Raw genomic sequence first — 24,883 nt, 5'->3', positions numbered from 1 at the left:
AGAGGAGGAAATCACTCATGATAAATGCACACATAATATCACATACTCATTGGGATAGAGAATGGTTTTTAAACAGTAAATATACAACCGAATGGTTAGTACCTTTTTTCGATTCTTTATTTGAGATGCTGGAAAAAGAACAAAATTATAGGTTTGTATTAGATGGTCAAACATTAATGATTGAAGATTATTTTAATGAACTGAAAAAACAAAATAAAGATGTTGAGAAATATAAATCCCTTATAAAAAAATATGGTAAAGAAAATAGATTAATATTAGGACCATATTATTTGCAGCCAGATTGGCAGTTAATATCAGAAGAATCAATAGTAAGAAATATGTTAATAGGTCATCAAATGGCTAAAGAACTGGGAAATGTTATGAAAGCTGGCTGGTTATTAGATAATTTTGGCCAAATATCTCAGACTGTGCAAATCCATAAAGAATTTAATATGGAGGGTCTATTTTTATGGCGAGGAGTAGAAATGGATCCTGATGAAGTTCAGTCAGAATTTAAGTGGAAAGGTCCAGATGGATCTGAACTAACTTCTATCTATTTTTTAAGCAGCTACCGTAATGCTATGAGATTAGCAGAATATGAAGAAATGTTTGAAGATAGAATTGTAAATGAAGTTGAAAAGATTTTTCCTTATGCAACTACTTCTAATGTCCTTTTGATGAATGGTTATGATCAGGAAATGGTACCTGATGATATTTTACCCAAATTAAGAGAGCTAGATTTAGAAAATATCAGAGTAACTCAGAGTATTCCCAATGAATATTTAGATGCTGTGAAATCTGAAAGTCCTGAACTGCAAACTCTAGAAAATGAACTTTATAGCGGAAGATATATATCTGTCTTCCCTGGAATTCTGTCTGCCAGAATGTACTTAAAAACAATGAATGATAAATGTGAAAGAGAATTAAGTAATCATACTGAAGTCTTTTCTTCGTTTGCATGGCTATATGGAGAAAAGTATCAGAGTCAAAAAATAAATAATCTATGGAAAGAACTGCTTAAAAATCACCCGCATGACAGTATTTGTGGAGTAAGTATTGATGATGTGCACACAGATATGGAAGAACGATTTAGTAAAGTTTATAATGGTTCAAAAAAAATTAAAAATGAAAAATTAAGTAAGCTAGCTAAACTTATTAAAACAAATAAATTTCATAATGCTGATGATGCTATTATAGCGTTCAATTCTCATTTTGAAGATAAAAGTGCAATAATAACTCTGGAAAATATGAATAAAGATATCAATATTTTAAATTCTGAAGGAGTAAGATTACCAGTACAAAATGAAGAAGATAAGCTACATGTAAAACTCGATAAAACTCCAGGGTTAGGATATGAAACTCTATATACCATACCAGAAAAAGAATCCGAGTCTCTAGATGAATTATTAGGCAAGGTAAAAGTGGATGGAAATATTATTGAGAATAATAAGTTAAAGGTTAATATTAATAAAAATGGAACGATAGATGTTTTTGACAAAGTTAATAACAAAAATTATAAAGGATTAGGAGAGTTTGTTGATAGTGCTGATGCAGGAGATGAATATAACTATTCTTATCCTGAAAATGATGAAATTATATCTTCAAAAAACTCTAAAGCAACTATAGAACTTATTGAGGTAGGTCCTTTGAAAGCTAAAGTTAAAGTTGATTATGTTATGTCTATCCCAAAAAGTTTAACAAAAGATAGAAAGTATCGCTCACAAGATAGAAGAGATTTACCAATTACAACCTATATTGAATTAAATGCTAATTCAAGTAAAATTGAATTTAAAACATATTTAAAAAACACTGTCAAAGATCACAGACTTAGAGTATTATTTCCCACTGAAATAGAAACACAACAATCATATGCAGGAACTCAATTTGATATTACGAAACATGATATAATTCCAGAAAAATTCAACAATGAAGATATTGATGAAAATTTAAAAAGAATAATAATTGGAGCAAGAGAATCTGAACCAATAACCATATTTCCTCAAAAATATTTTGTTGATATAAATAATGATGATTATGGATTAGCTGTGTTAAATAAAGGATTACCTGAATATGAGATATTACCTTCAAAAAACAGTATTGCCTTAACATTATTTAGGTCAGTTGGGTGGTTAGCAAGAGGTGATCTTTTAACCAGAGTCGGTGATGCCGGGCCGATAATAAACACACCTGATGCTCAATGTTTGAGAGAAATGGATTTCCAATTTGCTCTATATTTCCATTCAGACAATCATGAAAAAGCAAAAGTGTATAATGAGGCATTATCCTATAATAATGATCTTCAGCTTGTAAAAACTGATCTACATGATGGCATTTTAGATGATAAGAAGGAATTAATCGAATTAGAGAATGGATCAAACTTGTCAGCAGTAAAATTATCGGAAGACAAAAAAGGAATAGTTTTACGTATTTTTAATCCTTATACTACTAGAGTTAAAGAAAAAATCAAAGTAGATTTTAAACTTAATAAAGTATTTGAATTGGATATGGAAGAAAATGAAAAACAGGAAATAATTATAAATAATAAGCATAGTTTCAATTTAGATTTAAAACCGAAAAAAATCAAAACTATTAAACTAGAAGTTGATCGTTTAAAACAGGAAGTTGGTAGTCAAAAAATTTATAATACAAAATTATTAAAAAACCAAGATTATAAAAAGTTTACTTCCTATGAATCGGAACCACTAATAGAGGAAAAAGATATTCAACAGGAAAAAGAAAGATGGGAATCTTTAAAAAATGACATAGAAAAAAAGAAAGAGAAGGCACAAGAATTAAAAGAAGTTTTAAATAATAAAAATAATACTGAGGATTCTCTAAAAAAAGAATTAGAATATAAATATCATAAATTAATTGGTGACATCTATTCTGATGAAAGAGCATCTTTAGAGGCAGAACTATCTTATATTTTGTCGAAGAAAAAATTACTAGAAGATAAAAACGCGTTAAAAGAAGATGAAAGATCATCTAAAGAATTTGAATCAAGAATTAGAAAAATTGGTAATAAATTAAACCAGGCAAGAGTTAATAAAAGAGTATATGAATATATAGTTGAATATTACAAGCATCAACTAACTGATTTATAAAAAAGGAGTAGAATATGAAAATACTGGTAGCCCCTGATTCATTTAAAGGATCATTAACAGCTATGGAAGCTGCAACAAATATAAAAGCAGGTATCAATAGGGTTGATCACGAAATTAAAGTAGAGCTGCTACCCATTGCTGATGGTGGTGAGGGAACAGTTCAGTCCCTAGTTGATGCTACTGCTGGTGAAATTATTGGAAAAGAAGTAACAGGTCCTCTGGGAGATAAAGTTAATGCTTTTTATGGTATTTTAGGTGATGATAAAACTGCTGTAATAGAAATGGCAGCTGCTTCTGGACTACCACTGGTGCCGGAAAATAAAAGAAATCCACTTAAAACTACGACCTATGGTACAGGAGAACTAATTGCTTCAGCATTGGAACATGGAGTAGAAAAAATTCTTATTGGCATTGGCGGCAGCGCAACTAATGATGCTGGAATAGGGATGGTTCAGGCTCTTGGAGCAGAAATTTTAGATAAAAAAGAAGAACAAGTAGCTTATGGTGGAGGTAGTTTAAATCAGATAGAAAAAATTAATTTAGATAATATAGATTATAGACTAAAGAATGTTGAAATTTTAGTTGCCTGTGATGTAGATAATCCTCTTTATGGTAAAAATGGTGCAGCTTATGTCTATGCTCCTCAAAAAGGAGCAGACACAAAGACCGTAGAAATACTTGATCAGAATCTGCGACACTTCAATCAAACTACCATCAAAGAACTGGGTAAAGATACAAATAAAATTCCCGGAGCAGGAGCAGCAGGAGGACTGGGTGCAGGTCTGGTAGCCTTTTTGGATGCAGAATTAAAAGCAGGAGTAGATATTGTGCTTGATATTATTGATTTTAAAAGCTATTTAGAAGACGTTGATTTAGTTATTACAGGAGAAGGAATGCTTGATGGTCAGAGTATATACGGTAAAAGTCCAGTCGGAGTATCTCGAATTGCTGCTCAAAAGAATATACCAGTAATTGCAGTTACAGGAACTTTGGGTAAAGGTGTTGAAAAAGTTTTAGACCACGGTATTAATGCCTATTTTTCAATTATAGATAGACCAGCTGAACTAAAAGAAATTATAGAGAAAAGCCCAAAACTTTTATCTGATTTGAGTGAGCAAATAATTAGGTCAATTCTAATTTAATTCCTTAAATCAGAAGACAAGAATAATATATTCTAGTGATTATTTTATTGGATTTAATTTTTTTCATACTCTTCTTTTCTTCTATAAAATGTACTCTTACTAATATCTAGTTCTTCCATAGCCTCAACAGCAGTCATGTTTTCTTTATTGTAAACCTGATCATAGTAATACTCAAAATCATCAACTTCGATTTTAGGCCTGCCGAGATGCACTCCATTTTGGCGGGCTTTTTTAATGCCTTCAGCTTGTCTTTTATTGATTTTTTCTCTTTCTTTTTCAGCCATATAAGATAATAACTCTAAAATTATATTAGAAATTAATTCTTCCATTCCGTTTTTAAATTTTCTGGTATCTAGAAGATCCATATCTAAAACTGCTATATCTGCTCCAATATCCATGGTGATCTCTTTCCACTCTTCTTTAATCATTCTATAGTTTCTTCCCAGGCGATCTAAATCTTTAATAAATAAAACATCATCTTCCTTAAGCAATCTTTTTATTAATTGATACTCAGGCCTATCAAAATCTTTACCACTCATTTTATCCATAAAAATATAATCTTTTTCAACACCAGCTTTTAAAAGTGCATCTTCCTGTCTGGCCGGATTTTGTTCTTTACTGGAAACTCTTATATAACCATATTTTCTACCACTCATATTATTCCACCTCTATTTCCAATTATTAGGTATAGTATATCATAAAAGTTTCAAAAGGTACATGTTTATTATGGGATAGTTCAAAATTAAATTTGGCACCTTTTGATACGAATTTAATAAAAAGAAAATAGCAGTTCAGATTCACTGCTATCACTGGCTTTACTAGTGGTTTATAGATCTACTAATAAAAGAGTGTCTAAAGGTATACCTTTTGAGATAACAAAATAATAGCTAATCAGATTAAAAATGTAATTAAGGTGACATCAAAACGATATCACCTGAAAATAGTTCTGCTTTAGATTTTTGGCAAGCTGCAATTATTTGAGCTCGTGTCATATTGGAACGACTTGAAAATACTTCTTATGATAAAATCATTCTATTTAAAAAAATAACAAAAGCGACTTATAATCATACTTTGTGAATGATATAATTAAATTAACAAAAAATATTCGAATGGAGTGGTTATAATGTTGCATGAACTGGCTAAAGCTGTAGAAGAATTTGATACTGTTTCAGATGGTGAACTAGGATATTGTGAAGGAGAAATATTAGGTTTTGCTTTTTATGCTGATGGTGAAATAAGAATTGAGACTAATTATTATCTAGAAACACCTTATGTGAGCATTGGTAACCAGCATTATAATTCTGATGCAAGAGTTAAAGCTAATTACCGATCAGGTTTAGCTGAGACAATTAGAAAAGGATTTGTTGATGAATGGTGTGGAAATAGTTTTCTTCTAACTAAAAAAGGTTGGGATAAAGCTGAATCTATAGTTGAAGATATTAAAAGAAACCATTGTAAAGCTCAGTGAAAATTGATATTCTAATAATTGTCATCATAATAAATTTATAATTAAAATAATCTACAATGACAGGAGTTTTTAGAATATGAAATTTCAATGTAAAGCATGTGGTTCATCTTTTTCTGCTATGGAGTGGAATATAGCTACAAGAAGACATATACCCGAGAATAGAGACTTTATTCCGATCCAGACTACTTATGATAACCCTGATGCTCCAGATATTAAAGAACTGAAATGGTTTTGCCCTAACTGCAGCATAGATAAGCCTGATGTTGGGGTAAAACTTGATGAATATTAAAAATATGAAGAATAAGCGGCTTCTGCAAATGAAAAGCTGATGTAATCCTAAGGCTAAATAAAACTTTTCGCGATTTAAGCCCATCTTGTTAAGGGGCGAATACTAATCGCCCCCTTTGAGTTTAAAAGTTAAGTTTAAAATATAATGAAGGGTGTAAGTATTATATACACCCTTTTAAATAAATAGATTTATTGACCAATAAACCCCACCAGTAGCTTTAGGCATTGGTGGGGTTTATATTTGATAAAATATTAATATATAGATCTCATTTCATCCAGGGAATAAATTCTAAGGAAATTATCATCCAATAGCTTTTGGACCTGGACTTTAGCTATATCAAGCTTGGCTTTATCAGTAAGCTCTTCTATACTTTCTTCTCTATTAAAAAAATAGTTATGCAATTCTTCTGCTATTTGTGGTGAGAAATCTTTTTCTAAATTTGCTTTAAATAATTTTTTAGTTTCATCAATTTCATGAATCCAACTTCCATCTTTATTTGAGACTAAGTCTAAACTATATTTTCTCCAAAAAGTAACGTCTATAACTTTGCTTTTAAATTGTTTCTGTTCGAAATTGTCTATTTCCCATAGTTTTTCAACATATTTTGTTTTAGCCTTTTCAATATTTTCAGCTGAAACTTTTACAAGAAATTCGTTATCTTTTTCGTCAGAAATAAAAATGTAATCACTCATTAACCTATTCCTCCTATAAATGATATTTCAATTTACTTCTTCTCTGTTAATTTATCTAATCCTCTATTTCAATCTTAAATCTAATAGATTATTAAGAGATATTTTATGCTGCTCACCAACTTCCTCTGAAATAATTACTTCTTTTCGATTTGAATCAACTTTTTTGATTACCCCTGAAGAAGTTTTAAATCTCTTATTTTCATAATACTTTATTTCTACTGCCAGATTATGCTGAACAGCCTGCTGCAGTTTATAGTTTATTTCTTCTTTTTCCTGATCATCTAAAATTGGCTTTTTTCTGTCCTTTTCACTTTCCTTCAATTCTTTTAACCGCTTCCTGTGCTCGATCAGCATCATAGCAGTCCATTTCTTGTTACCTCTATCCTTCAGGTTCATAAATGATCAGCTCCTTTCTCCCCTTTATTTTATCATACATGTGTTCGATTTTCTATGTTATAATATCATTTTTGGGTTAATTCCACCTCATTCCATATTTTCATTGACTATTGTAAAAATATTTAGTAAACTTATATTATAACTTAGTTTACAAAGTAAACTTAAGTAAACTATAGTATATTTATAAATTAAAAGTTTTGATTACAAAGATTTAGTTTATATAGAATATCATTAAATAACATGAGGAGGTATTATTATGTCAGAAACCTGGAGTGCTAAAGTAAGCAAGGAAACTAAAGAAAAGATTAATGAGCTGGCTGATATGAGTGACTTTGAAAATCGTGGTGACTTTGTAGAGCACTTATTGGGACTTTATAATATCAATACTGTTAAGGATGAGATGCCTGAGTTAAGTGGTGATCTGGCCTCTCTTCAAACTATTACCAAAGAAATCACCAATATCTTTACCGGTATGGGAGAAAAAATGGCTGTTGCATTAAGGGAGAAAGATAATAATTATCTGAAGCAGCTGCAAGAGAAAGATGAAAGAATAAAAGAATTGAAGAATGAATTTAAAGATTTAGAAGAAAAGCATCAAGAACTAAAAAAGGATTCTAAAGAAGAAAAGAATTTGTTGTCAGAAAGGGTCTCTTCTCTTGAAGATGAGTTAGAGAAACTCGAAAAGGACAATGAACAGCTGAAAAATTCTGCAGAAACTAAAGATGATCTGATATTTAATCTTAAGGATCAAAAACAAGAATTAAAATATGAGATTCACCGTAAGAATGATCAGTTGGAAGAGCTGCCTAAAATGAAGGACCGTTTAAAAGAGCTGGGATCAGAGCTTGAAAAACAGCAGAAAGAAAATGACCAGCTGGAAAGCAAGATAAAATCACTTAATAAGCAGCTTAATGATAAGGATACTGCTATGGATAATATGAAGGAAAAACTAACTAATGAAAAAGAACGGGCGCTTTTAGAACAGGAAAAAGAATTCCAGAAACAGCTGCAGGAAGTTAGAGATGAATATAATGAGAAGGTCCAGGTTCTTTTAGATCGGCAAGAAAAAGGGGATAATTAATGTGAAACAGTTTTATATTAAAGCATATAATTCAGCTGTTAAGCATGGCAATAACCAGTTAAGAAAGATGGTCTGGGCGGAAAACAAGGACCAGGCTTATGACGAATTCTATAAGCAGTTTGTAAAACCAGGGACTGTTGACTCAAGCAATGTATATATCAGAAAAATCATAGAAGTTACTGAAGAAAATAAAGACTCCCTGGATGATTATTAATCTAATTATCTTTTAATTTGACTTTAAAGGAGTTTTAATAGCCTGCTGATATCATTATGAATAGAAAAATGAATAAAATTGATTCCCTTTTTTGAAGCTGCGCCAGAGACAGCTATCATATAGATTTTTTGCACTCGAATATTTCCTCCTCATTTTTATCCCATCCTTTTAGCAGGGTGGGTTTTTTAATTTGCAACGTATCCGTATACGTAACCGTATGCGAATACAGATACGTAATTAAAAGATAAACTATCAACAAACCTGATAAATATTCAGAACATTATAAAACACTCAGGAAAATAAATCATCTCTATTTTTTCATTTCAGCATGATCAGCACGTTATCCAGATAGAACTTACCATTAATTTTACTGTCAATGTTACCATCACCATTAATGTTAATGGTAGAATTAATGTCAATGTCACCATTGATGTTAGAATTGTTGTTAATGGTGATGTCAATGTTAACAGTAATCTTAGAATTAACATTATATCCAGTATTTTAGTTGAAACTAATTTTAGTGTTGAATTTAGTACTGACACCAATATTAGTATTAAAACCAACATTAATACCGCTACTAAAACTAGTACCAGCATTACCATTAATTTTGATGTTAACATTAATGGTAATGTCAATGGTAAAATTGATGGTGATGTTACCATTACCATTGATGGTAACATTGATGTCAATGTTAATGTCACCATTAATGGTAGAGTTAATGTTAATGTTGACAGTAATTACTACACAGACACATAAAATGCAATCTTCAGTAAGTAATTTAATTGTTGATATATAATAGATTATGTATTATACTAGATTATAACATGAATAAGCATCAAGAGATTTTAAAACTATATTTTTAGGAGGAGGATCAGTATGCCTGAGATATATACACCTGATGAAATAGCACAAAAACTTAAAGTAAGCGAACAAACTATACGCAGATATTTAAGAGAAAAAAAGTTAGAAGGGTTTAAGCTTGGTAATACTTGGCGTATAACAGAAAAGAGTTTTTTAGATTTTATTGAAGAAAGATCATCATCGAATAAAGAAAAATAGAAGAGTGGATAATTTTCTCTCAAAAAGGGGGATTGAAGTGGGACCAAAAAAAATAGCAGTGATCAATAATAAAGGTGGAGTAGGAAAAAGCACTACTTCAGTTCAATTAGCTCATGGACTAGCTAAATTAGATTTTAATGTTTTATTGATTGACTTAGACGGGCAAAATGATTCCAGCTTATTTTTAGGATTTACTGAAAAAGATTATGAGAATACCTTTTTTGATTTAATGGATCCTCGTTATCCTGCTAAATTAAGTGAGTGCATAATCAATGCTAGAGAAAATTTAGATCTTTTGCCTAATGATAATATTGAAAAGATTAACTCAGAATTACATCGAAATTCCAGGATAGATATAATCATGGAAGAAATATTATCGGACCTAGAAGATATGGATTATGATTTTGTTATGTTTGACTGTGGACCGCAAAGAACAAAAGTTAATGATGCAGTATTATGTTATATAGATCATATTATTATGCCGGTTCAGGTTGAGTCAGCCAGTGTAAGAGCTGTTGGTAATATATATGAGTACTTAGACGAACTGAGATTGAGCAGCGACCTTATTACTCTGATTATACCTAATATGTTTGATGCAAGAACAAATGAATCAAAGGCTAATCTAGAGCTTCTAAAAGATATATTCTCCGATGAACCAGATATTTTAACAGAACCGATTAACAGAAGGGTTAAAATAACTGAAGCTGGTAGAGCGGGGAAAACAGTATTTGAATATGATGAAGAAGCAGCAGATCAGTTTTTTAAAGTTTTGAAGCGGGTGGTGGAGAAAATTGTCTAAAAATGCAGAAGAAAAAAATGATGAAAAATTTGGCGATCTTTTAAATGATGTCAAAGAGAAAAAAGAAAAGAGTAAGTCTAAAGATAAAGAAGCGAAAAAAGATGATGTCAATGGTGATGGTAATGTTGATGGTACCATTGACAGTAACATTGATGGTAATGGTGACAGCAATAATAATGGTAATAATACCAGCAATGCTGCTGACGATGATAATTCTAAAGACGCTGATTCCTCTAATAGCAGCTCTGATAGTGTTGGTGATGAATCTGAAGTCAAGCCTGAATCCGATATTATTGCGAAAAAAAATCCATCTATAAGTATTTCTATAGATAAAAGTGAACCTAAAAAGATTAAAAGGACTTACTATATTTACGAAGATCAGGATAAAAAACTGAACGAAATGGCAAGAAAGAGTGACAGAGATAAATCTAATCTGATAAGGTTAGCTATTGACTTTTTATATAATAATGCGGAAATAAATTAATTTAATTGTTTATGGCCGAGGGGAGTAAGTTGTTATGACTTCGATAAAAGAAATAAACAAAGAAGTGAATAATGCTAAATTCATCAATCACATTTTATCGGACCTACCTGGATTTATTGAGATCAGAGAATTTAACAGAAAAGGCCAAGTCAAGAAAGTGTGGTTTAAAGATACAGATGAATTATTAGAATATAAGCCGCCAAAGGATAAGGACATTTATTTTGGAGTTTCTGGCCGCAAAGATACCACTTCAGGTAAAGCCAGCAATCTAACTAAAGTAAATGCCCTATGGGCGGACTATGATGATGTGAACCTAAAAGAGGTCAAGAAGAGCATCAAAAAGGCAGGACTGCCTGAAGCAAGCATATATTTGAGCTCTGGTCATGGAATACATAGTTACTGGCTGCTTGATGATCCGTTTGATGCCAATAAAGTGATCTCTTTTGTTAAATATATTTCCAATGAAACTGGATCTGATTCAAGAGCTGCTGAAGCCGCTCGAATTATGAGGCTGCCCGGCAGTTATAATAACAAATTAGAAAAAGTAGAGTGTAAAGTTATTGAGCTGGATCCCTCTAAAAAATACAGCATAAAGTATCTATCTAATTTGATGGGTATCAGGCCGGCAAAATCACCTGATTTCGGGTCTGATAGAATCAAAGGAATAAAACTACCAGAGGCGGAAAGGCCCTGTATTAACTCAATCTTAAAAGGTGTAGAAGCAGGTGAAAGGAACTGGGCTCAGGGCAGGTTGACTAAGTGGCTGCAGATGATGGGTTATTCCAAAAGAAGAGCCTATGATATAGTGATGGCATGGAATGAATTAAATCAGCCGCCGGAGAAGAAAGGGAAAGTCAAAAATGACTTTTATGCCTACTGGGATGAAGAATACAAACTGCTAGGATGTTCCATACCTGATGCAGAGCTCCAGGAGTTGCTCAGCCACCACTGTGACCGCTATAACTGTCCTATTAAAGGCAGTATAGATAACCTGGTACTTGATAATCATATTAAGCTCAACAACCGTATATTCAACAATTATAGAGAGATTTCAGGGTATGAACTGATAGTATATGGTGTGCTTTTGGCTGCTGAGAACGGCCTTAATTCAACCCAGATAAAAAAAGAAATAACCCATAAAGGTGAAATGTGTATGAGTCGACAAAGGATATCCACAGCTATTGATAATTTGGCTAGTCTTGGTTTAATAGAAGCTAGAAAGAGAAGAGGATGTCCAACATTCTGTAAAGCTGAGAAGCAAAGTAGTTATGGTACTGGATACACATTGATTAACAATGGTGTAATTAACGGAGCTATTTATCAGGCCATTTCACCAACTCAGCTTAAGGTATACATATTGATACTAAAATACTCATTTAACAAAGGAACAGCATTTCCCAGTACACTTACTTTATCTGAAAAGCTAGGGGTTAAAAGACAAACTATTAGTGATCACATTAAAGCATTAGAAGAGAGCAGATATTTAAAGCGCAGATATGACTATAATGAACAGGGAGCAGAGACTCTAACCTGCATATTATTGGTCTAAACCTCGTTTCGAGAATTAAATCCTATTATGACGGGGCGCATCAGGGTAGGGTGTTAGAATTTTCGACGGGGGGGTTGTTAGAATTTTCGACGGGTGGTTTCGAGAATTAAATCCTATTATGACGGGGCGCATCAGGGTAGGGTGTTAGAATTTTCGACACTAATAAATAAAGTATTATTATATAGGGTTTTTGTTTTATTTACTTATGATTTACATTAGTTATTATTAATATGAGTATGTATTACTTTGATTAAGCTGCTAAATTACTTGTCTGTTAAACTCTGAGAAAAATTAAAAAGTGTATTGCTTTAAATAGCTGTTTTTAGATGAAATCGAGGTATAGCAATGAATGGTCATTCACTTTCTTTACGGCGGAAAACCAGGTATAGCTTATGAAAATTAAGGCAGATAATCTCCATTGGATACAGAAAATGAGTCAGGTTGAAGTTTTCTAGATTTTCTTAGCTATTACAGCAAATCGGTATTTATCTTAGTTAGTTTTATGATCAGATCCAGAATGCAGCTTATATAATCTTGCCAATTGCTGCAGAAGTCAGACTAAGGATGTCACTTATTTACCCGCACACTTTCCGTATTTTGAACCAGCAACTCTAAATAAAAAAATCTACTATATAACATATAGCCCAGGAAGCTTTAGAATCGATTTTAAGAGGTTTTAGCAGATAGATATACAAAACTACATAAAATAGAATAGCAGGGCTAATAAGGCTCAAAATTTTCGTTATAGACCACCTTATCAGCCCCGATTGTGGTTTCATTAATCCATACAGTTTATTTTAAGCTGGAATTAATCCAGTTTGTGCTTGATATTTATGAACGTTAATTCTGTAAATTTACTAATAACCTGCCGGCGCATAGGCCAATATGAATATTTAACTGGCTTTTTGCCTGCTACGGGATTCAAAGACCTCATAGAATGCATTATAGTAATCTACTCTGTTGATTTCATCTTTGTCTAATTCAAGTAGAATTTCATATTGTTAAGTGTTGGCCGACTAATTTCAAGCTTTCTTGCAATCTTAGATTTATTTAAGCCCAGTTCTTTTAATTGTGGAATTTCTATATGCACTTTATATCCATCTTCTTTTTTCAATATTTTTGCTTCCTCTTAGGATATTTAAAAGAATATTATATCCTAAAAGAGCAGATTATGGTACTGGGTTAATTTAACATATTTGTCATCTCAAAATTTGTATTTTTACATTATCTAGCAATATCCGTAAAATCTTATTGAGCGTTTTCTGTAAAATCTATTTTATCATCTAAAATTTTAGATTCTATTATTCCTGATGTGAAAGATAAGTGTTAATGTCTTAATACTAATGAGAGAAGGTTGAGTTTTTGATTAATAACAATTTGATTTAAGGAGTGAGAAAATGGAAGGTAAAAGCAAGAAAAGAGAACCTGGGGAGTATACATTTCCTAAAAAAAGTGAATTTAAAGAAGTATATTTTCCAGAAAGAAATTATTTCTTAAATGTAGTTTCTGACATAGTTCCTGAGGTACATGAAGATATTTTAAATAATATTGCATCAGAATTAAATAAAGTTTATGAGGAGCAAAAAGAAGATGAATTTAAAGCAATAAATTGGTCTAATATCAAGAAAGACGAATTTTTTATAGATTTAAAAAAAGCAATAATTAATTTAAAGAACAAATATAATTTAATTGAAGCTGACAACTGCAAAAAAGATTGGATATCAATATTAGTTTTAGAAGAAGCTGATAGATTATTGAAAACAGGACAATATAAAGAGAACAAGGATAATAAGAAAATAAAAAAGAATGAAGTTGAATATACTCCATTTCAAATAACAATTGAACATGAAGATCTTTCAGCATATTTTTTACAAAAAAATAATAAAGAGAAATTCAGAATTGATATAGGTGACGAATCTTTATTTTGGAATCCTATTCTCAAAAGTAGAGCAGCTAAAAAAAGAGAGATTAATTATAAAAAACTCAAAGATAACGAGCAGGACAAAATAGATAAAGATATGGATAGAATATGTGATTATATGGAAGAATTAGGTTGTAAGAAATTAGGCCCTAAAAAAGACATGTATAAAAGATTAGTTTTATATCAGGTAAAGGAGATGACTTTTCCAGATATTATTGATAATTTTTTTGAAGAAAATCCATATACTGATAAAAATGATGAAAAAACAATTCAAAAATCTGTTGAAAGACTAGCTGAAAGGATTGGAATAAAAAGACGCACACAAATATAAAAGACACAAATAAATATCTTTTTTAGACCTCCACTGAAATTTAGTGGGGGTTTTTTATTTGATAAAACAATTTTTTTAAAGAGGAAAAATTGGATGTCGTTCTTAAATTATCACTTTTCATTTATACTTAATTTAAGAAATGGACAAAAGACAAAAAAAGATGACATGAAAAAGTTGGATGTCGTTCTTAATTGTTTTAATGTGCTTTATAATTAATTCCAGAAAGGTCAAAGGACAAAAGAAGGGAGGCGAAATTAATGAAAAATAATTTAAGGAAAGTTAGAAAACAAAAAGGCTTATCGCAGTTGGAATTGAGTTATGAAACTAGAATATCTCCACCTGATATATCTAAAATGGAGAGGAATAAAGTTTTTCCTCATCCAAAGTGGAGAGAAAAGTTGGCAGAAGCCTTGGAAGTTAAAGAAGAGAAACTTTTTCCAAAGATTGAGGAATAAAAATCTTGGAGCCACCTTCGGTAGAGGTAGCCCCAAACAAAACGATTTATTAAGTTAATTATATCATGATTAAATAAAATTTGAAAACAGCAAGGAGGAATTTTATGGAAACTAATAAACTTATTGAATATCTATATGCTTTTCTAAAAGCACTATTTGAATATAAAGATCCTGAAGAGTCTTTTTTAATTTGGGTCCTAGAAACAAAGAGAAGTTATTGGTGTGATACTATTGATCAAGCTGTTAAATTTGTTATGAATATAGATAAAAGTAATAATGTGTATTTTGGCGGAGGTTTAGCCCCTAAAAAATATATTAATAGTCTGGGAAATAAAAATTACACTCGATGCAAACAAGAAAATATCAGTTCTATTGTTGGACTTTGGCTTGACATAGATGTTCAAGCCCCACATCGTGGTAAAGATAACCTACCGCCAACTAAAGAAGAAGCAATGGATCTTATTAAGAAATTTCCTTTAAAACCAACAATAATAACAGACAGTGGTCATGGTTATCAGGTTTTTTATTTATTTAAAGAACCTTGGCAGTTTGAAGATGAGGAAGAACGAAAAGAAGCACAACAATTGTTAAAAAGTTGGAATAAAACTGCAGAAGTAATTGCTAAAAGAAAAGGCTGGACGATTGACATGGTTTTTAATTTAGACAGGCTGATGAGGCTACCCGGAACATCTAATAATAAAGGAGCTCCAAAACCTGTAAAAATAGTAGAAACAAATGAAGATTTGAGGTATTCTGTTGATGATTTTGAACAATATCTTATTGATCCTGAAGAATATGATATGAATTTTAATTCAGGTTCTGAAAAAGAAGCAATAGGAGAATTTAATTTCAAACTAGATCCAGAAGCTAGTCCACCAGAAGATAAGTTAAAAAAACTGTTAGATAATGACTTTGTAAAAGACACGTGGAACCACAATAGAGATAATCTTAAAGATAATTCTCCTTCTGGTTATGATTTCGCTTTGGCTAATATAGCAGCTAGGAAGAATTGGAAGCCGCAAGAAATTTGTGATTTATTAATCGCCTGTAGAAGAAAGAATAAATGTGATTTAAAGTTAAGACAAGATTATTATCAAAAGACCATTGAAAAGGCTTTAAATTCAGCAAAAAATAACATAAGCGAGGATCAGGAAAATAAAGAAAATGAAATACCTGATTTAGATGATTTTTTACCACGTCAAATAGCAGAGATTATAAGAGCTTATGAAGCTAACAATTATGGAAGAAGTTGGGCCTACTGTGCAGAACAGGATGTGATGTTTTCCTATCAAATCAGCAAGGGTTATTGGCGTAAATTGAATCTAAAGTATCTAGAAAGTTCGATTAGAGAGGTTTTATCTCTTATGAACCCCAAATGGGTTAAGATCAATAAAGTTCGTGAGGTTAAGGAAGAATTTAAGAATCTACACATGGATTTCAAAAATGAAAAAAGGTTTAATGTAGGAATTGATCCGAATAAAAGTTTTATTAACCTTCAGAATGGCATGTTAGATTGGAAGAACATGACTTTAAAAGAACATGATAAGGAATACTATAGTCAATTTCAATTGCCAATAGAATATATTAAAAATTCAAGATGCTTTAAATGGACGAAAACGTTAAAAGAATGGCTTCCGGATCAAAAAACTAGAGACTTTATTCAAGAATTTATCGGATACTGCTTAATTCCTGATACAAATTACCATAAGGCATTAATACTTACTGGGTCAGGAAGTAACGGTAAGAGCACGTTGCTTGAGGTAATCGCTAAATTATTTGGAGAAGAAAATTTATCTAATATACCTATGCATCGTCTTTCTAATCGATTTGAGACTGCCTATATTCAGGATAAGCTGGTAAATATATGTTCAGATATTGATCCCAAATATTTAAATGAAACTGGAGTATTAAAAACGATGATTGCTGGTGAAGCTTTAAGAGGAGAGCATAAATTCGGAGAATCATTTGACTTTACACCGGTCGTTAGGCTCTTATTCTCAGCTAACGAGGTGCCATCATCTAGAGATAAGACAGCAGGCTGGTATCGAAGATTTGAAATAGTTGATTTCCCAAATACATTTAATAGTAGTGATCCAGGCTTTGATCCCAAACTGAAAGAAAAACTATTTAAAGAAATACCAGGGATTTTCAATTGGGCATTAGAAGGATTGAAAAGGCTTAAAAAACAAGGACAGTTTACACGTTCTGATCCGATGAAGCAGGCCATGGCAGATTATATGGATGAAAATGATTCAGTTAAAGCATTTGTTAGAGATAGAGCAGTTATTGGTCAAGACAAACAAGTATATGGGAAAATTTTCTATGAAGAGTATAAGTTCTTTTGTAGTCAAAATGGCATGAAAAATTACGTTACTAGGAGAAAATTCACAACTAGTCTAAAGAGGGAGGGGATAAAGGTTGGACATCGCACTTGGAAAGGGAAAAAAGCAAGATTCTATATTGGAATTGACCTAAATGAGGAAGTGAAGTCGAGATACGATCAATAACGCTTTGGAAAACATATCGTTACTATTATAAAGTCTGATAGAACAAGGATGATAAGTGTTCGGTAACGATGTTAACACACAATATAAACCCATGCAAATATCTTAGTATTGTTTAATCAATAAATACTAGTAGATATTAAAATATATTATAAGACTAGAGTGACCGTTAACATCGTTACTGATTATCTGTTATTAGTTGATGTGAAGGCAAGGAAAGGGGGAACACTTCTAATTAAACACCGTATATTTATTGTAAACTGAAAAAAATTAGATCAATATCTAAAAAAAGAAAGGTGACAAATAATGAACAAAATTAAAATGAATTTAGCCGAAAAGCAAGCCGAGGAAATTTACACTAAGATAATAGAAAAAACTGATCTATTCGAATTAGCAAATAATTATCAAGAGAGTCATCCCTATAATACAGCATGTTGTTTTGTGGATATTGAATACGAAGATAGTGATGAGCTATTTTACCATCGCTATAATTTAGATCAAATTAGTAAGAATAAGAAATACTATCAATGTGGAGGCTGTAATTATTCTAAAGGTACCATAATTGACTTTTGCATAAACTTCTTTGATTTATCTATGGTTAATTCAATAAAGCTTATCGATGATTATTTTCAATTAGATTTATGCTTAAGAGAGTTAGAGGATCCAGATAATAGGGCAATAATATTGACCAGCATAAGAAGGATGAATAAGGAATATCTTTCCAATAAGTGTCCTGATATTTTTGAAAAAGATGAAGAAGAATTAGATGTGTTTTGTGATGAAAGTCCATTCGAATATAATAAATTAGGAGGAATAAAAAATGACTAAAACCAAGTATACCAATTGTACCAAAATAGGTCGGAAAATTTTCAACAATATAATAGATAATGTTGACATAAAGGGAGTCATAAATGAATGTATAGATAGATATCCTGATAGATTGGCTTGCTGCTTTATCAGAGTAGGTGGTGATGATTATTTGACTCGCTATCGTCCCATGAAAATAGACACTAAAAGAAACACATTTCAATGTAGCCTTTGTAGAAAGGAATGGACTATAATTGATTGGTGTAGTCGATTTATGGATTTATCTATAGCTGATACAGTAAAGTTTATTGATAAATCGTGCGATGGCTTAGATTTATTTGATATTGATAGTCTAGATGACTCTGATAAATATGAGGTTATCTTTGCTATTCGAGAAATGAATGAGTCGTATATTGAAGAAGGTTCAAATAAAAGAATATGTTAATTAGAGAAAACCATTAATATTTTTCTCTTTAATATATAATCAAACCCTGTTCCAGTAAAATGGTTCAGGGTCATTTTTTTATGGTGAAAGAATAGAGGCAAATTTAGTATAAGTATAATAGAGGGATTAATTAGCTAAACTCTAATTTGAAGAAAGGAAGTGGTTTATGAAGAAGAAACTGGAAAAATTTATAAAGGAATTAGCCAAAACTATTGATAATGATGATCTTGAATCAATCAAAAAGGAGTCTGAACGATGGCAGAGCAAAAATAAAGGCAAAGAGTTACTATCCAATCTAGTATTCTATTTCAAATTTTTCTATAACACAATTGTAGATTTTTTAAGTAATAAAGAAAATGTCTCCTGGGGAGCTGCAGCCATTAGTGCTGCAGTTTTGCTATATATAATCAATCCCCAAGATTTAATACCAGACTACATTACAGTTGCTGGCTATGCTGATGACATGCTAGTCATTTCGCTCTTTTATCCAGTTGTCAAGGACTATAAAACATAATAACAATGTGGAGCTGTTAGAGATCAGAACATTAATCTCTAGCGGCTCTCTTTATTTTGAAAGGAGAATTTTAGATGTGCAGAGTTTCAGAAAAAGGAAGAAGTTTCGGCTTTAATTTATTTGGTGGTGATCTGGACTTTCCGGAAAGATATACTCTTTCGATTCCCAATAAGGTAATAGATTATTTTGACACCTTAGAAACTGATGAAGAAGATATAGAAAATATCTTATGGAAGTTGGGAGATGCAGCAATTGCGGCTAAAGATAAATTTGCTATTTACAATAGATCCACAAATGATTTCCTGTTATTTAACATAAACTTAAATGATGCTTATGATGGGTTTTATATCAACCTCTCAAGCTGTTTTAAAAAGAATAATCTTAGTCGAATAAAAAAAATATATCCGATTATCACAATAAACTAAAAAAGGAGAGTGGATAAAATGATTGATGGTAAAGAAATTGCAAAGCTTATTAGAACCAGAAATAATGTAATTATTGAGAAGTTCGAGGATGGGTCATATAACGTGACTGATACCTATGTCATGGTAAAGCTTAACGAGGCTGAATTCGGTAAGTTTTTTGCTAAGTACAACAGTTACAAGGTAACTGCAGATATACCCTTTAACTTTGAGGGAACTATCTCTTCTGCTGGGGGTAATGTATTTGCAGAAAATAAGCTGAACACTAAAACTGTTACCAGTCAGATTGGTAATGCCAAGTATGAGGCAGTAATTACTGACTTCTACAAGAAAAATGATTCAGGTGACGAGGTTCGACTCTTTAAGGCAGGTAATGAAATTGGAATGTTCAACCGAGATTATGAATTCTTGCTTCAATATGGGGTTAAATATAAGGCAAAAGACAATAAAAATCCTATCTTCATTTTAGATAATCAGGATGATGTTAAAGCTGTTATTATGCCGGTGCTTGATAAGGGTGAGAAGCCGATTAAAGAGATGCTCAAGGACTTGACTAAAGATAACTACCTAAAGATTAAATCAGCGTAGGAGGGGTTAAATAGATGTATGTAAAGGAATGTCCGGAGTGCAAAGGTAAAAGCTATAGTTCAAGTAAAAAGAATTGGATCTGTCCCTACTGTGGTGAAGATTTAAATGATGTTGAAGCAAAACAACCGGAAAATTAAGGAGGCAGTCATGGAAGCTGTTAAATTAAAACCAGAAGTAGAAACTCAGAAAAAGCAAGATGACTATTTTGTAATTGATAATGACCAAAAAGCTAACTGGGCGTTACGGAAGATTAGACACCTAAAAAAGAAAAAGAATGAAAATGATGATTTTGCTGAAACAGAAATTGCAGCTATTCAAAAAGAGATTGATGAGGTCAACAGCTGGCTGGAATCTGAAAACAGCAGCTTAAATAATGATATAGAATATTTAGAGATGAAGCTTAAATATTACGCACTGGACTTAAAGGATGATGATCCGGAACTTAAAACACATAAACTGCCCTTCGGCCAGCTGCAGTTTAGAAAACAGAGGGATAAGTGGGAATATGAAGATGATAAGCTGCTGGAGTTTGCAGAAAAGAATTTAAAAGATGCTGTTAAAGTCAAAAAGAGAGTTGATAAGAGGAAGCTGAAGCAGAAGATTAAGGTAGTTGGTGATAAAGCGGTAGTAGCTGATACCGGTGAGGTTATTGCAGGAATTAAAGTCATAGAAAGAGGTGAAAAGTTTAAAGTTAAGACAGATGTTTAAGCTGATCAATAAGTAAAATTTGAATAAAAAAATCAAAGCTCAGCCTTAACCGGCTGGGCTTTTTTAGGGGGTAATTAGATGAATAAAAATAAAACCAAAAAATTATTAGAGCAGCTGAATAGCAGGATTGATTCGGTAAGGGAGTCAGACGAGTTTAAGAGCATGCTCCAGTTTTTAGGTAAGTTTCATAACTACAGCTATCAGAACTCTATTTTAATCCAGATGCAGAAACCTGATGCAAGTTATGTTGCCGGATACAAACAGTGGCAGAAGAAATTTAACCGTCATGTCAAAAAAGGTGAAAAAGCTATTTCCATACTTGCACCCTTCACCTATAAAAAGAAAGTTACGGAAGAGAAAAAAGTTAGTGGAAAGCTAAAAGAAGTAGAAAAAGAAGTTAAGAGAATGTATTTTAGGCCGGTTAATGTCTTTGATGTCAGTCAGACTGAAGGTGACCCACTGCCAAATCTAGATATCTCAGTTGCTGATGATTACAGCAGACTATACAAACCACTGGCTCAATATGCTGAATTTAAGGATATAATCCTGAAGCTAAAGTTGCTGCCAGAAGCTCTCAAAGGCTATTCTAGAGGGGGAGAAATTGTACTCAATAAAATACTCAACCAGACTGAAAGATCTGGAGTATTAGTCCATGAATTAGGACATGAACTGCTTCATCAGAAGGATGAATCTGAATTAAGTAAAGAAGTTAAAGAAATGGAAGCTGAAGCTGCTGCTTTTGTGGTAATGGATCACTATGGGGTGGATATTAAATCAGATAAGTACTTAGCTTTATATAAAGAATCCTATGATTTAAAGCAGAGCTTAAAACGAATCGACAATTTAGCTTCCGAGATTATTAATTACTGTGATGATTATCTAATTGAAAACAATGAAGCCGATAAAAAGCTGAAGGAGGTTGTTTAAATGGGTGTTCAAAATAAAGTTGTCGATATTGAAAGTAAGAATAAGGAACTGATCAGCTTTAGTCAAAAAGAAGTTGAAACTATAAAAAGAACAGTTGCCAGTGATGCTAATACTGATGAACTAAGGATGTTCCTGCATATTGCCAAAACCTATGGTCTGGATCCATTTAATAAAGAGATATTTTTCTGGAAGATAAAAGGCAAACCAACCATCATGACTTCCAGAGATGGGTATCTAAAAATAGCTGACAGACACGAAGAATACAATGGGCTGGTATCAGATGTAGTTAGAGAAAATGACAATTTCAGAAGAAAAGCTCAGGGTATAGATCACGAGTACGGCACCAATCGTGGGGATATTATTGGAGCTTATGCCTTAGTTTACAGAAAGGATAGAGAATATCCAGTCTATGTCTTTGCTCCTTTTCAGGAGTATTTTGCCGGTACCAGGGTCTGGAGCCAGTATCCGTCAGCTATGATATTAAAAGTAGCTGAATCAATGGCTTTAAAGAGAGCTTTTACTGTTTCTGGACTGGTAACTGCTGAAGAAATGGATGTTCAGCGTTTAAATGAGAAAGATAAAAAGAATCCTAGAAGGCCTTATTCTAAGAAAATGAAGGAATCTCAAGATAATGAAAATGAACCGATAGAAATAGAAGCAGAACTGTCTGGGAGAGAAAAAGAGATTAAGGAGATAGTTGGTGAGAATAGAAATTTAAGAAAAGATCTATATACCTACCTGAGGGAAGTAAAAGAAAAGGAAGGTTTGGATAAAGAAAAGCACATCTCAATAGATGATTTAAGTGATGGTCAGTTTAAACAGCTTAAAAATATTTTAAATACCTTCAAGAAGATGGCCTAAAAGAAAGGATTGATTAGAGATGCCTAAATTCAAAGTTAACTGCAGCTGGAGAGAATTTCACAGCGGTGAATTAATTGTTGAAGCAGCAGATGAAGAGGAAGCAGTTGAACTGCTGCAGGTAGACCAGAATAGGTTATTGGAACTACTGATTGATAAATATGCTAATGAAACATTTGAGAGCTTAAGTGATATTGAGTTAATTCCGGGAGATGCTGATACTGATAGAGATCTGGATTTGATTATTGATGCTGGAGAAATAGAAGTTTGTAAAAGCTAAATGAGGTGATAAAGATGCCGGTTAACGGAGTACCCAGTGATCAATGGAGAGTTAAAAGAGCTTTGGGACCTTATGCTGAGCCGATGGATGAATTGGAATTGCTGGAGGAACAGAGGTTAATCAAACTTAAAAGATTGAAAAATAAAGATAAAGGAGAAGATAATGATGGTTAATATACAGAAGTTTTCACTGAGAGTAGTTAAAGAAAATGGTGGTCGATATGATATTGATAAAACTATTAATAATCCTATAGCAGCAAGGAACTTGTTTATTGAAGTAGCTGAATTAGATAAAAGATCAGAAGAAGTATTTGTCATGGCAACTATAGATGTCAGAAATAAGGTGACTGGATTATTTGAAGTTTCAACCGGCACTTTAAATTCAAGTCTTGTTACACCGAGGGAAGTATTTAAAAGAGCAATTCTACAGAATGCAGCTGGTATAGTCTTAGGTCATAATCACCCAAGTGGTAATGTAGATGCGAGTGGTGATGATATTAATATTACTCAGAAGCTGGTTAAATCAGGTAAGATACTTGGAGTTAATGTAGTAGATCATATTATAGTTGGTAATGAAGGTAATTACAGCAGTATGAAAGAAGAAAATCACATATAGAGAGGAGCTGAATTGATGCTAAAAATTGATAGTATTAAATTTGATGATGAAAAGATGGATAACGACAGATTAAATAATTATATTAAAAAGTCAGAAGATGCTGTAGAGATATTTGTTGATCTGCTGAAGATGGATGGTCAGGAAGAAGTGGTTGGAATGATTGCTTTAGATAATGATCACAGACTAATTGGTGTAGTAGAATTAATGAGGGGAGGTGATACTTTTCAAAAGATTGGTACAGATGATTTATTTTATCTGGCTTTAAGACTGGATGCTGATTCAATTATATTAGCACAGAGTAAAGCTGATGGATTGAAAGTAAGCAATGAAGATTATCAATTCAATGAATTTCTGATAGAGGAAGCTGATAAATTCAGAATTAAAATTCATGATAATCTAATAATTTCAGGAAGAGATTATATCAGTATTAGCTGATCTTATATTTAAGAAGTTGTCATTAAGTTGATAGCTTCTTTTTTTGTTAGTTAATATAATTTCTAGTTTCAGCTAAAAATTATTCAGAAACCTACCTATATACCTTTCCTTCCCTCCTTTATGCCCCGTTCAATATAATACCTATCTTATTTCAACAACATTAATAGCAGCTAACACAGGAGGAATTAAAAATGAATAATTATTTAGATTATTTACCTGAAATTCTGGATGAATATGAAGAAGAATCGATTTTAGAAAAGCCCAATAAAAGATGTATTACTGGTTTAAGAAATTATACTTTGATGAAATTAATTTTAACAGCCGGTTTAAGGCCGAAAGAAGTTTTAAATCTTAAGTGGAAAAATATTGATCTAATTGATTACAGTATAATGATAAGAGCAGATAATTTAACTCAAAATAGAAAGGTATATATAACATTAGATGCAGTTGATGCTTTAAGAGAATGGAAATATAGGCAGCAGAAAGAAATAGGAAACTGCAGCTTTGTTTTTACTACTTTAAAAGGAAATATAATTAAGGCCAGGTATATGAGAAGTATGATTTCTAGATATGCGGATAAAGCTTTCATTTGTAAAGGTGTTTCTCCTTATACTTTAAGGCATACCTATGGAGCTAAGTTGTATAATACCAATGAAGATTTAAAGAAAGTTAGAAAGAATTTAGGTCTATCTGATTCTAATTGACCCTCCCCCAATTTGTAGGACACCGAGTTAAGATATATAATATAATCAGGAGGTGCCCGAAATGGGAAAAAGAAGAACTTACACAGAAGAAT

31 protein-coding genes are annotated in these 24,883 nt (G+C 32.0%); 27 read left to right on the top strand and 4 right to left on the bottom strand.

Annotation, left to right across the window (positions count from 1 at the left end):
* Window positions 1–17: 17 nt before the first annotated feature.
* Window positions 18–3,104 carry a glycoside hydrolase family 38 C-terminal domain-containing protein gene (locus tag C8C76_RS11125; protein ID WP_108141665.1) on the top strand — a complete coding sequence of 1,029 codons (3,087 nt, stop codon included), beginning with the start codon at window positions 18–20 and terminating at the stop codon, window positions 3,102–3,104.
* A 14-nt stretch (window positions 3,105–3,118) separates the two neighbouring features.
* Window positions 3,119–4,246, top strand: coding sequence for a glycerate kinase family protein (locus C8C76_RS11120; RefSeq protein WP_108141663.1), 1,128 nt, complete (start codon window positions 3,119–3,121; stop codon window positions 4,244–4,246).
* Window positions 4,247–4,299: 53 nt separating this feature from the next.
* Here the strand turns inward: C8C76_RS11120 and C8C76_RS11115 are convergent, their stop codons facing one another.
* Window positions 4,300–4,902 (bottom strand): recombinase family protein, encoded by a 603-nt coding sequence (locus C8C76_RS11115; protein WP_108141661.1) that lies wholly within the window; start codon window positions 4,900–4,902, stop codon window positions 4,300–4,302.
* A 467-nt stretch (window positions 4,903–5,369) separates the two neighbouring features.
* On the opposite strand from C8C76_RS11115, the gene C8C76_RS11110 reads away from it, so the two are divergent.
* Complete coding sequence (locus C8C76_RS11110; RefSeq protein WP_108141659.1) at window positions 5,370–5,714, top strand: hypothetical protein; 345 nt, start codon at window positions 5,370–5,372, stop codon at window positions 5,712–5,714.
* 76 nt (window positions 5,715–5,790) lie between these two features.
* Complete coding sequence (locus C8C76_RS11105) at window positions 5,791–6,003, top strand: hypothetical protein (protein WP_108141657.1); 213 nt, start codon at window positions 5,791–5,793, stop codon at window positions 6,001–6,003.
* 251 nt (window positions 6,004–6,254) lie between these two features.
* Here C8C76_RS11105 and C8C76_RS11100 read toward each other — a convergent pair whose 3' ends face one another.
* A complete protein-coding gene (locus C8C76_RS11100) occupies window positions 6,255–6,695 on the bottom strand; it encodes a hypothetical protein (RefSeq protein ID WP_108141655.1) in 441 nt (146 codons plus the stop codon).
* A gap of 63 nt (window positions 6,696–6,758) precedes the next feature.
* Window positions 6,759–7,091, bottom strand: a complete 333-nt coding sequence (locus tag C8C76_RS11095) for a YolD-like family protein (RefSeq protein ID WP_108141653.1) — start codon at window positions 7,089–7,091, stop codon at window positions 6,759–6,761.
* A gap of 256 nt (window positions 7,092–7,347) precedes the next feature.
* Here C8C76_RS11095 and C8C76_RS11090 point away from each other — a divergent pair, with 256 nt between their 5' ends.
* From C8C76_RS11090 to C8C76_RS11060, 6 genes are all read left to right on the top strand, one after another.
* Entirely contained in the window at window positions 7,348–8,172 is an 825-nt protein-coding gene (locus C8C76_RS11090; protein WP_108141651.1) for a hypothetical protein, read from the top strand.
* Between the two features lies 1 nt (window position 8,173).
* Entirely contained in the window at window positions 8,174–8,386 is a 213-nt protein-coding gene (locus C8C76_RS11085; RefSeq protein ID WP_108141649.1) for a hypothetical protein, read from the top strand.
* Between the two features lie 876 nt (window positions 8,387–9,262).
* Window positions 9,263–9,445: a helix-turn-helix domain-containing protein gene (locus tag C8C76_RS11075; protein WP_108141647.1), complete on the top strand. Its 183-nt coding sequence runs from the start codon at window positions 9,263–9,265 to the stop codon at window positions 9,443–9,445.
* 37 nt (window positions 9,446–9,482) lie between these two features.
* Entirely contained in the window at window positions 9,483–10,244 is a 762-nt protein-coding gene (locus C8C76_RS11070; RefSeq protein WP_076545928.1) for a ParA family protein, read from the top strand.
* Window positions 10,237–10,728, top strand: a complete 492-nt coding sequence (locus C8C76_RS11065) for a ribbon-helix-helix protein, CopG family (protein WP_108141645.1) — start codon at window positions 10,237–10,239, stop codon at window positions 10,726–10,728. The genes C8C76_RS11070 and C8C76_RS11065 overlap by 8 nt, the downstream gene beginning before the upstream one ends.
* Window positions 10,729–10,762: 34 nt before the next feature.
* The gene (locus C8C76_RS11060; protein ID WP_108141643.1) at window positions 10,763–12,277 is read left to right on the top strand and encodes a helix-turn-helix domain-containing protein; all 1,515 of its coding nucleotides are present in this window, start codon (window positions 10,763–10,765) and stop codon (window positions 12,275–12,277) included.
* A gap of 976 nt (window positions 12,278–13,253) precedes the next feature.
* Here the strand turns inward: C8C76_RS11060 and C8C76_RS15165 are convergent.
* Window positions 13,254–13,391, bottom strand: a complete 138-nt coding sequence (locus C8C76_RS15165) for a hypothetical protein (RefSeq protein WP_181248205.1) — start codon at window positions 13,389–13,391, stop codon at window positions 13,254–13,256.
* A gap of 283 nt (window positions 13,392–13,674) precedes the next feature.
* Here C8C76_RS15165 and C8C76_RS11055 point away from each other — a divergent pair, with 283 nt between their 5' ends.
* The 17 genes from C8C76_RS11055 (at window position 13,675) to C8C76_RS10985 (ending at window position 24,791) form a co-directional block, all read left to right on the top strand.
* A complete protein-coding gene (locus tag C8C76_RS11055) occupies window positions 13,675–14,529 on the top strand; it encodes a hypothetical protein (protein ID WP_108141641.1) in 855 nt (284 codons plus the stop codon).
* Window positions 14,530–14,786: 257 nt separating this feature from the next.
* The gene (locus tag C8C76_RS11050; protein WP_108141639.1) at window positions 14,787–14,984 is read left to right on the top strand and encodes a helix-turn-helix transcriptional regulator; all 198 of its coding nucleotides are present in this window, start codon (window positions 14,787–14,789) and stop codon (window positions 14,982–14,984) included.
* A 104-nt stretch (window positions 14,985–15,088) separates the two neighbouring features.
* Window positions 15,089–17,491: a DNA primase family protein gene (locus C8C76_RS11045; RefSeq protein WP_108141636.1), complete on the top strand. Its 2,403-nt coding sequence runs from the start codon at window positions 15,089–15,091 to the stop codon at window positions 17,489–17,491.
* A 303-nt stretch (window positions 17,492–17,794) separates the two neighbouring features.
* Window positions 17,795–18,316, top strand: coding sequence for a hypothetical protein (locus C8C76_RS11040; protein WP_108141633.1), 522 nt, complete (start codon window positions 17,795–17,797; stop codon window positions 18,314–18,316).
* A complete protein-coding gene (locus tag C8C76_RS11035) occupies window positions 18,309–18,740 on the top strand; it encodes a hypothetical protein (RefSeq protein ID WP_108141631.1) in 432 nt (143 codons plus the stop codon). The genes C8C76_RS11040 and C8C76_RS11035 overlap by 8 nt, the downstream gene beginning before the upstream one ends.
* Before the next feature lie 166 nt (window positions 18,741–18,906).
* The gene (locus C8C76_RS11030; protein ID WP_108141629.1) at window positions 18,907–19,254 is read left to right on the top strand and encodes a YkvA family protein; all 348 of its coding nucleotides are present in this window, start codon (window positions 18,907–18,909) and stop codon (window positions 19,252–19,254) included.
* Window positions 19,255–19,328: 74 nt separating this feature from the next.
* Window positions 19,329–19,679 (top strand): hypothetical protein, encoded by a 351-nt coding sequence (locus C8C76_RS11025; RefSeq protein WP_108141627.1) that lies wholly within the window; start codon window positions 19,329–19,331, stop codon window positions 19,677–19,679.
* Window positions 19,680–19,697: 18 nt separating this feature from the next.
* Window positions 19,698–20,264: a hypothetical protein gene (locus tag C8C76_RS11020; RefSeq protein WP_108141625.1), complete on the top strand. Its 567-nt coding sequence runs from the start codon at window positions 19,698–19,700 to the stop codon at window positions 20,262–20,264.
* A 14-nt stretch (window positions 20,265–20,278) separates the two neighbouring features.
* Window positions 20,279–20,401 carry a hypothetical protein gene (locus tag C8C76_RS15415; protein WP_258222530.1) on the top strand — a complete coding sequence of 41 codons (123 nt, stop codon included), beginning with the start codon at window positions 20,279–20,281 and terminating at the stop codon, window positions 20,399–20,401.
* A 10-nt stretch (window positions 20,402–20,411) separates the two neighbouring features.
* On the top strand, window positions 20,412–20,972 hold the full coding sequence (locus C8C76_RS11015) for a host-nuclease inhibitor Gam family protein (protein ID WP_108141623.1): 561 nt from the start codon (window positions 20,412–20,414) through the stop codon (window positions 20,970–20,972).
* 78 nt (window positions 20,973–21,050) lie between these two features.
* Window positions 21,051–21,899, top strand: coding sequence for an ArdC-like ssDNA-binding domain-containing protein (locus C8C76_RS11010; protein WP_108141621.1), 849 nt, complete (start codon window positions 21,051–21,053; stop codon window positions 21,897–21,899).
* On the top strand, window positions 21,900–22,760 hold the full coding sequence (gene bet, locus C8C76_RS11005; protein ID WP_108141619.1) for a phage recombination protein Bet: 861 nt from the start codon (window positions 21,900–21,902) through the stop codon (window positions 22,758–22,760).
* Window positions 22,761–22,779: 19 nt separating this feature from the next.
* Entirely contained in the window at window positions 22,780–23,037 is a 258-nt protein-coding gene (locus C8C76_RS11000; RefSeq protein ID WP_108141617.1) for a hypothetical protein, read from the top strand.
* A 14-nt stretch (window positions 23,038–23,051) separates the two neighbouring features.
* The gene (locus C8C76_RS15160; protein WP_181248204.1) at window positions 23,052–23,210 is read left to right on the top strand and encodes a hypothetical protein; all 159 of its coding nucleotides are present in this window, start codon (window positions 23,052–23,054) and stop codon (window positions 23,208–23,210) included.
* The gene (locus tag C8C76_RS10995; protein WP_258222529.1) at window positions 23,200–23,652 is read left to right on the top strand and encodes a JAB domain-containing protein; all 453 of its coding nucleotides are present in this window, start codon (window positions 23,200–23,202) and stop codon (window positions 23,650–23,652) included. Before C8C76_RS15160 ends, C8C76_RS10995 begins: the two co-directional genes overlap by 11 nt.
* 15 nt (window positions 23,653–23,667) lie before the next feature.
* A complete protein-coding gene (locus C8C76_RS10990; RefSeq protein ID WP_108141612.1) occupies window positions 23,668–24,087 on the top strand; it encodes a JAB domain-containing protein in 420 nt (139 codons plus the stop codon).
* Window positions 24,088–24,278: 191 nt separating this feature from the next.
* Window positions 24,279–24,791, top strand: a complete 513-nt coding sequence (locus C8C76_RS10985) for a tyrosine-type recombinase/integrase (protein WP_108141610.1) — start codon at window positions 24,279–24,281, stop codon at window positions 24,789–24,791.
* The last annotated feature ends 92 nt before the right edge of the window (window positions 24,792–24,883 follow it).

The sequence above is a fragment of the Halanaerobium saccharolyticum genome, from assembly GCF_003053565.1.
In the GTDB taxonomy this organism is placed as follows: Bacteria; Bacillota; Halanaerobiia; order Halanaerobiales; family Halanaerobiaceae; genus Halanaerobium; species Halanaerobium saccharolyticum_B.
Note: the sequence above shows the minus strand (reverse complement) of the source record. Positions and strands in the feature narration are given on the sequence as shown.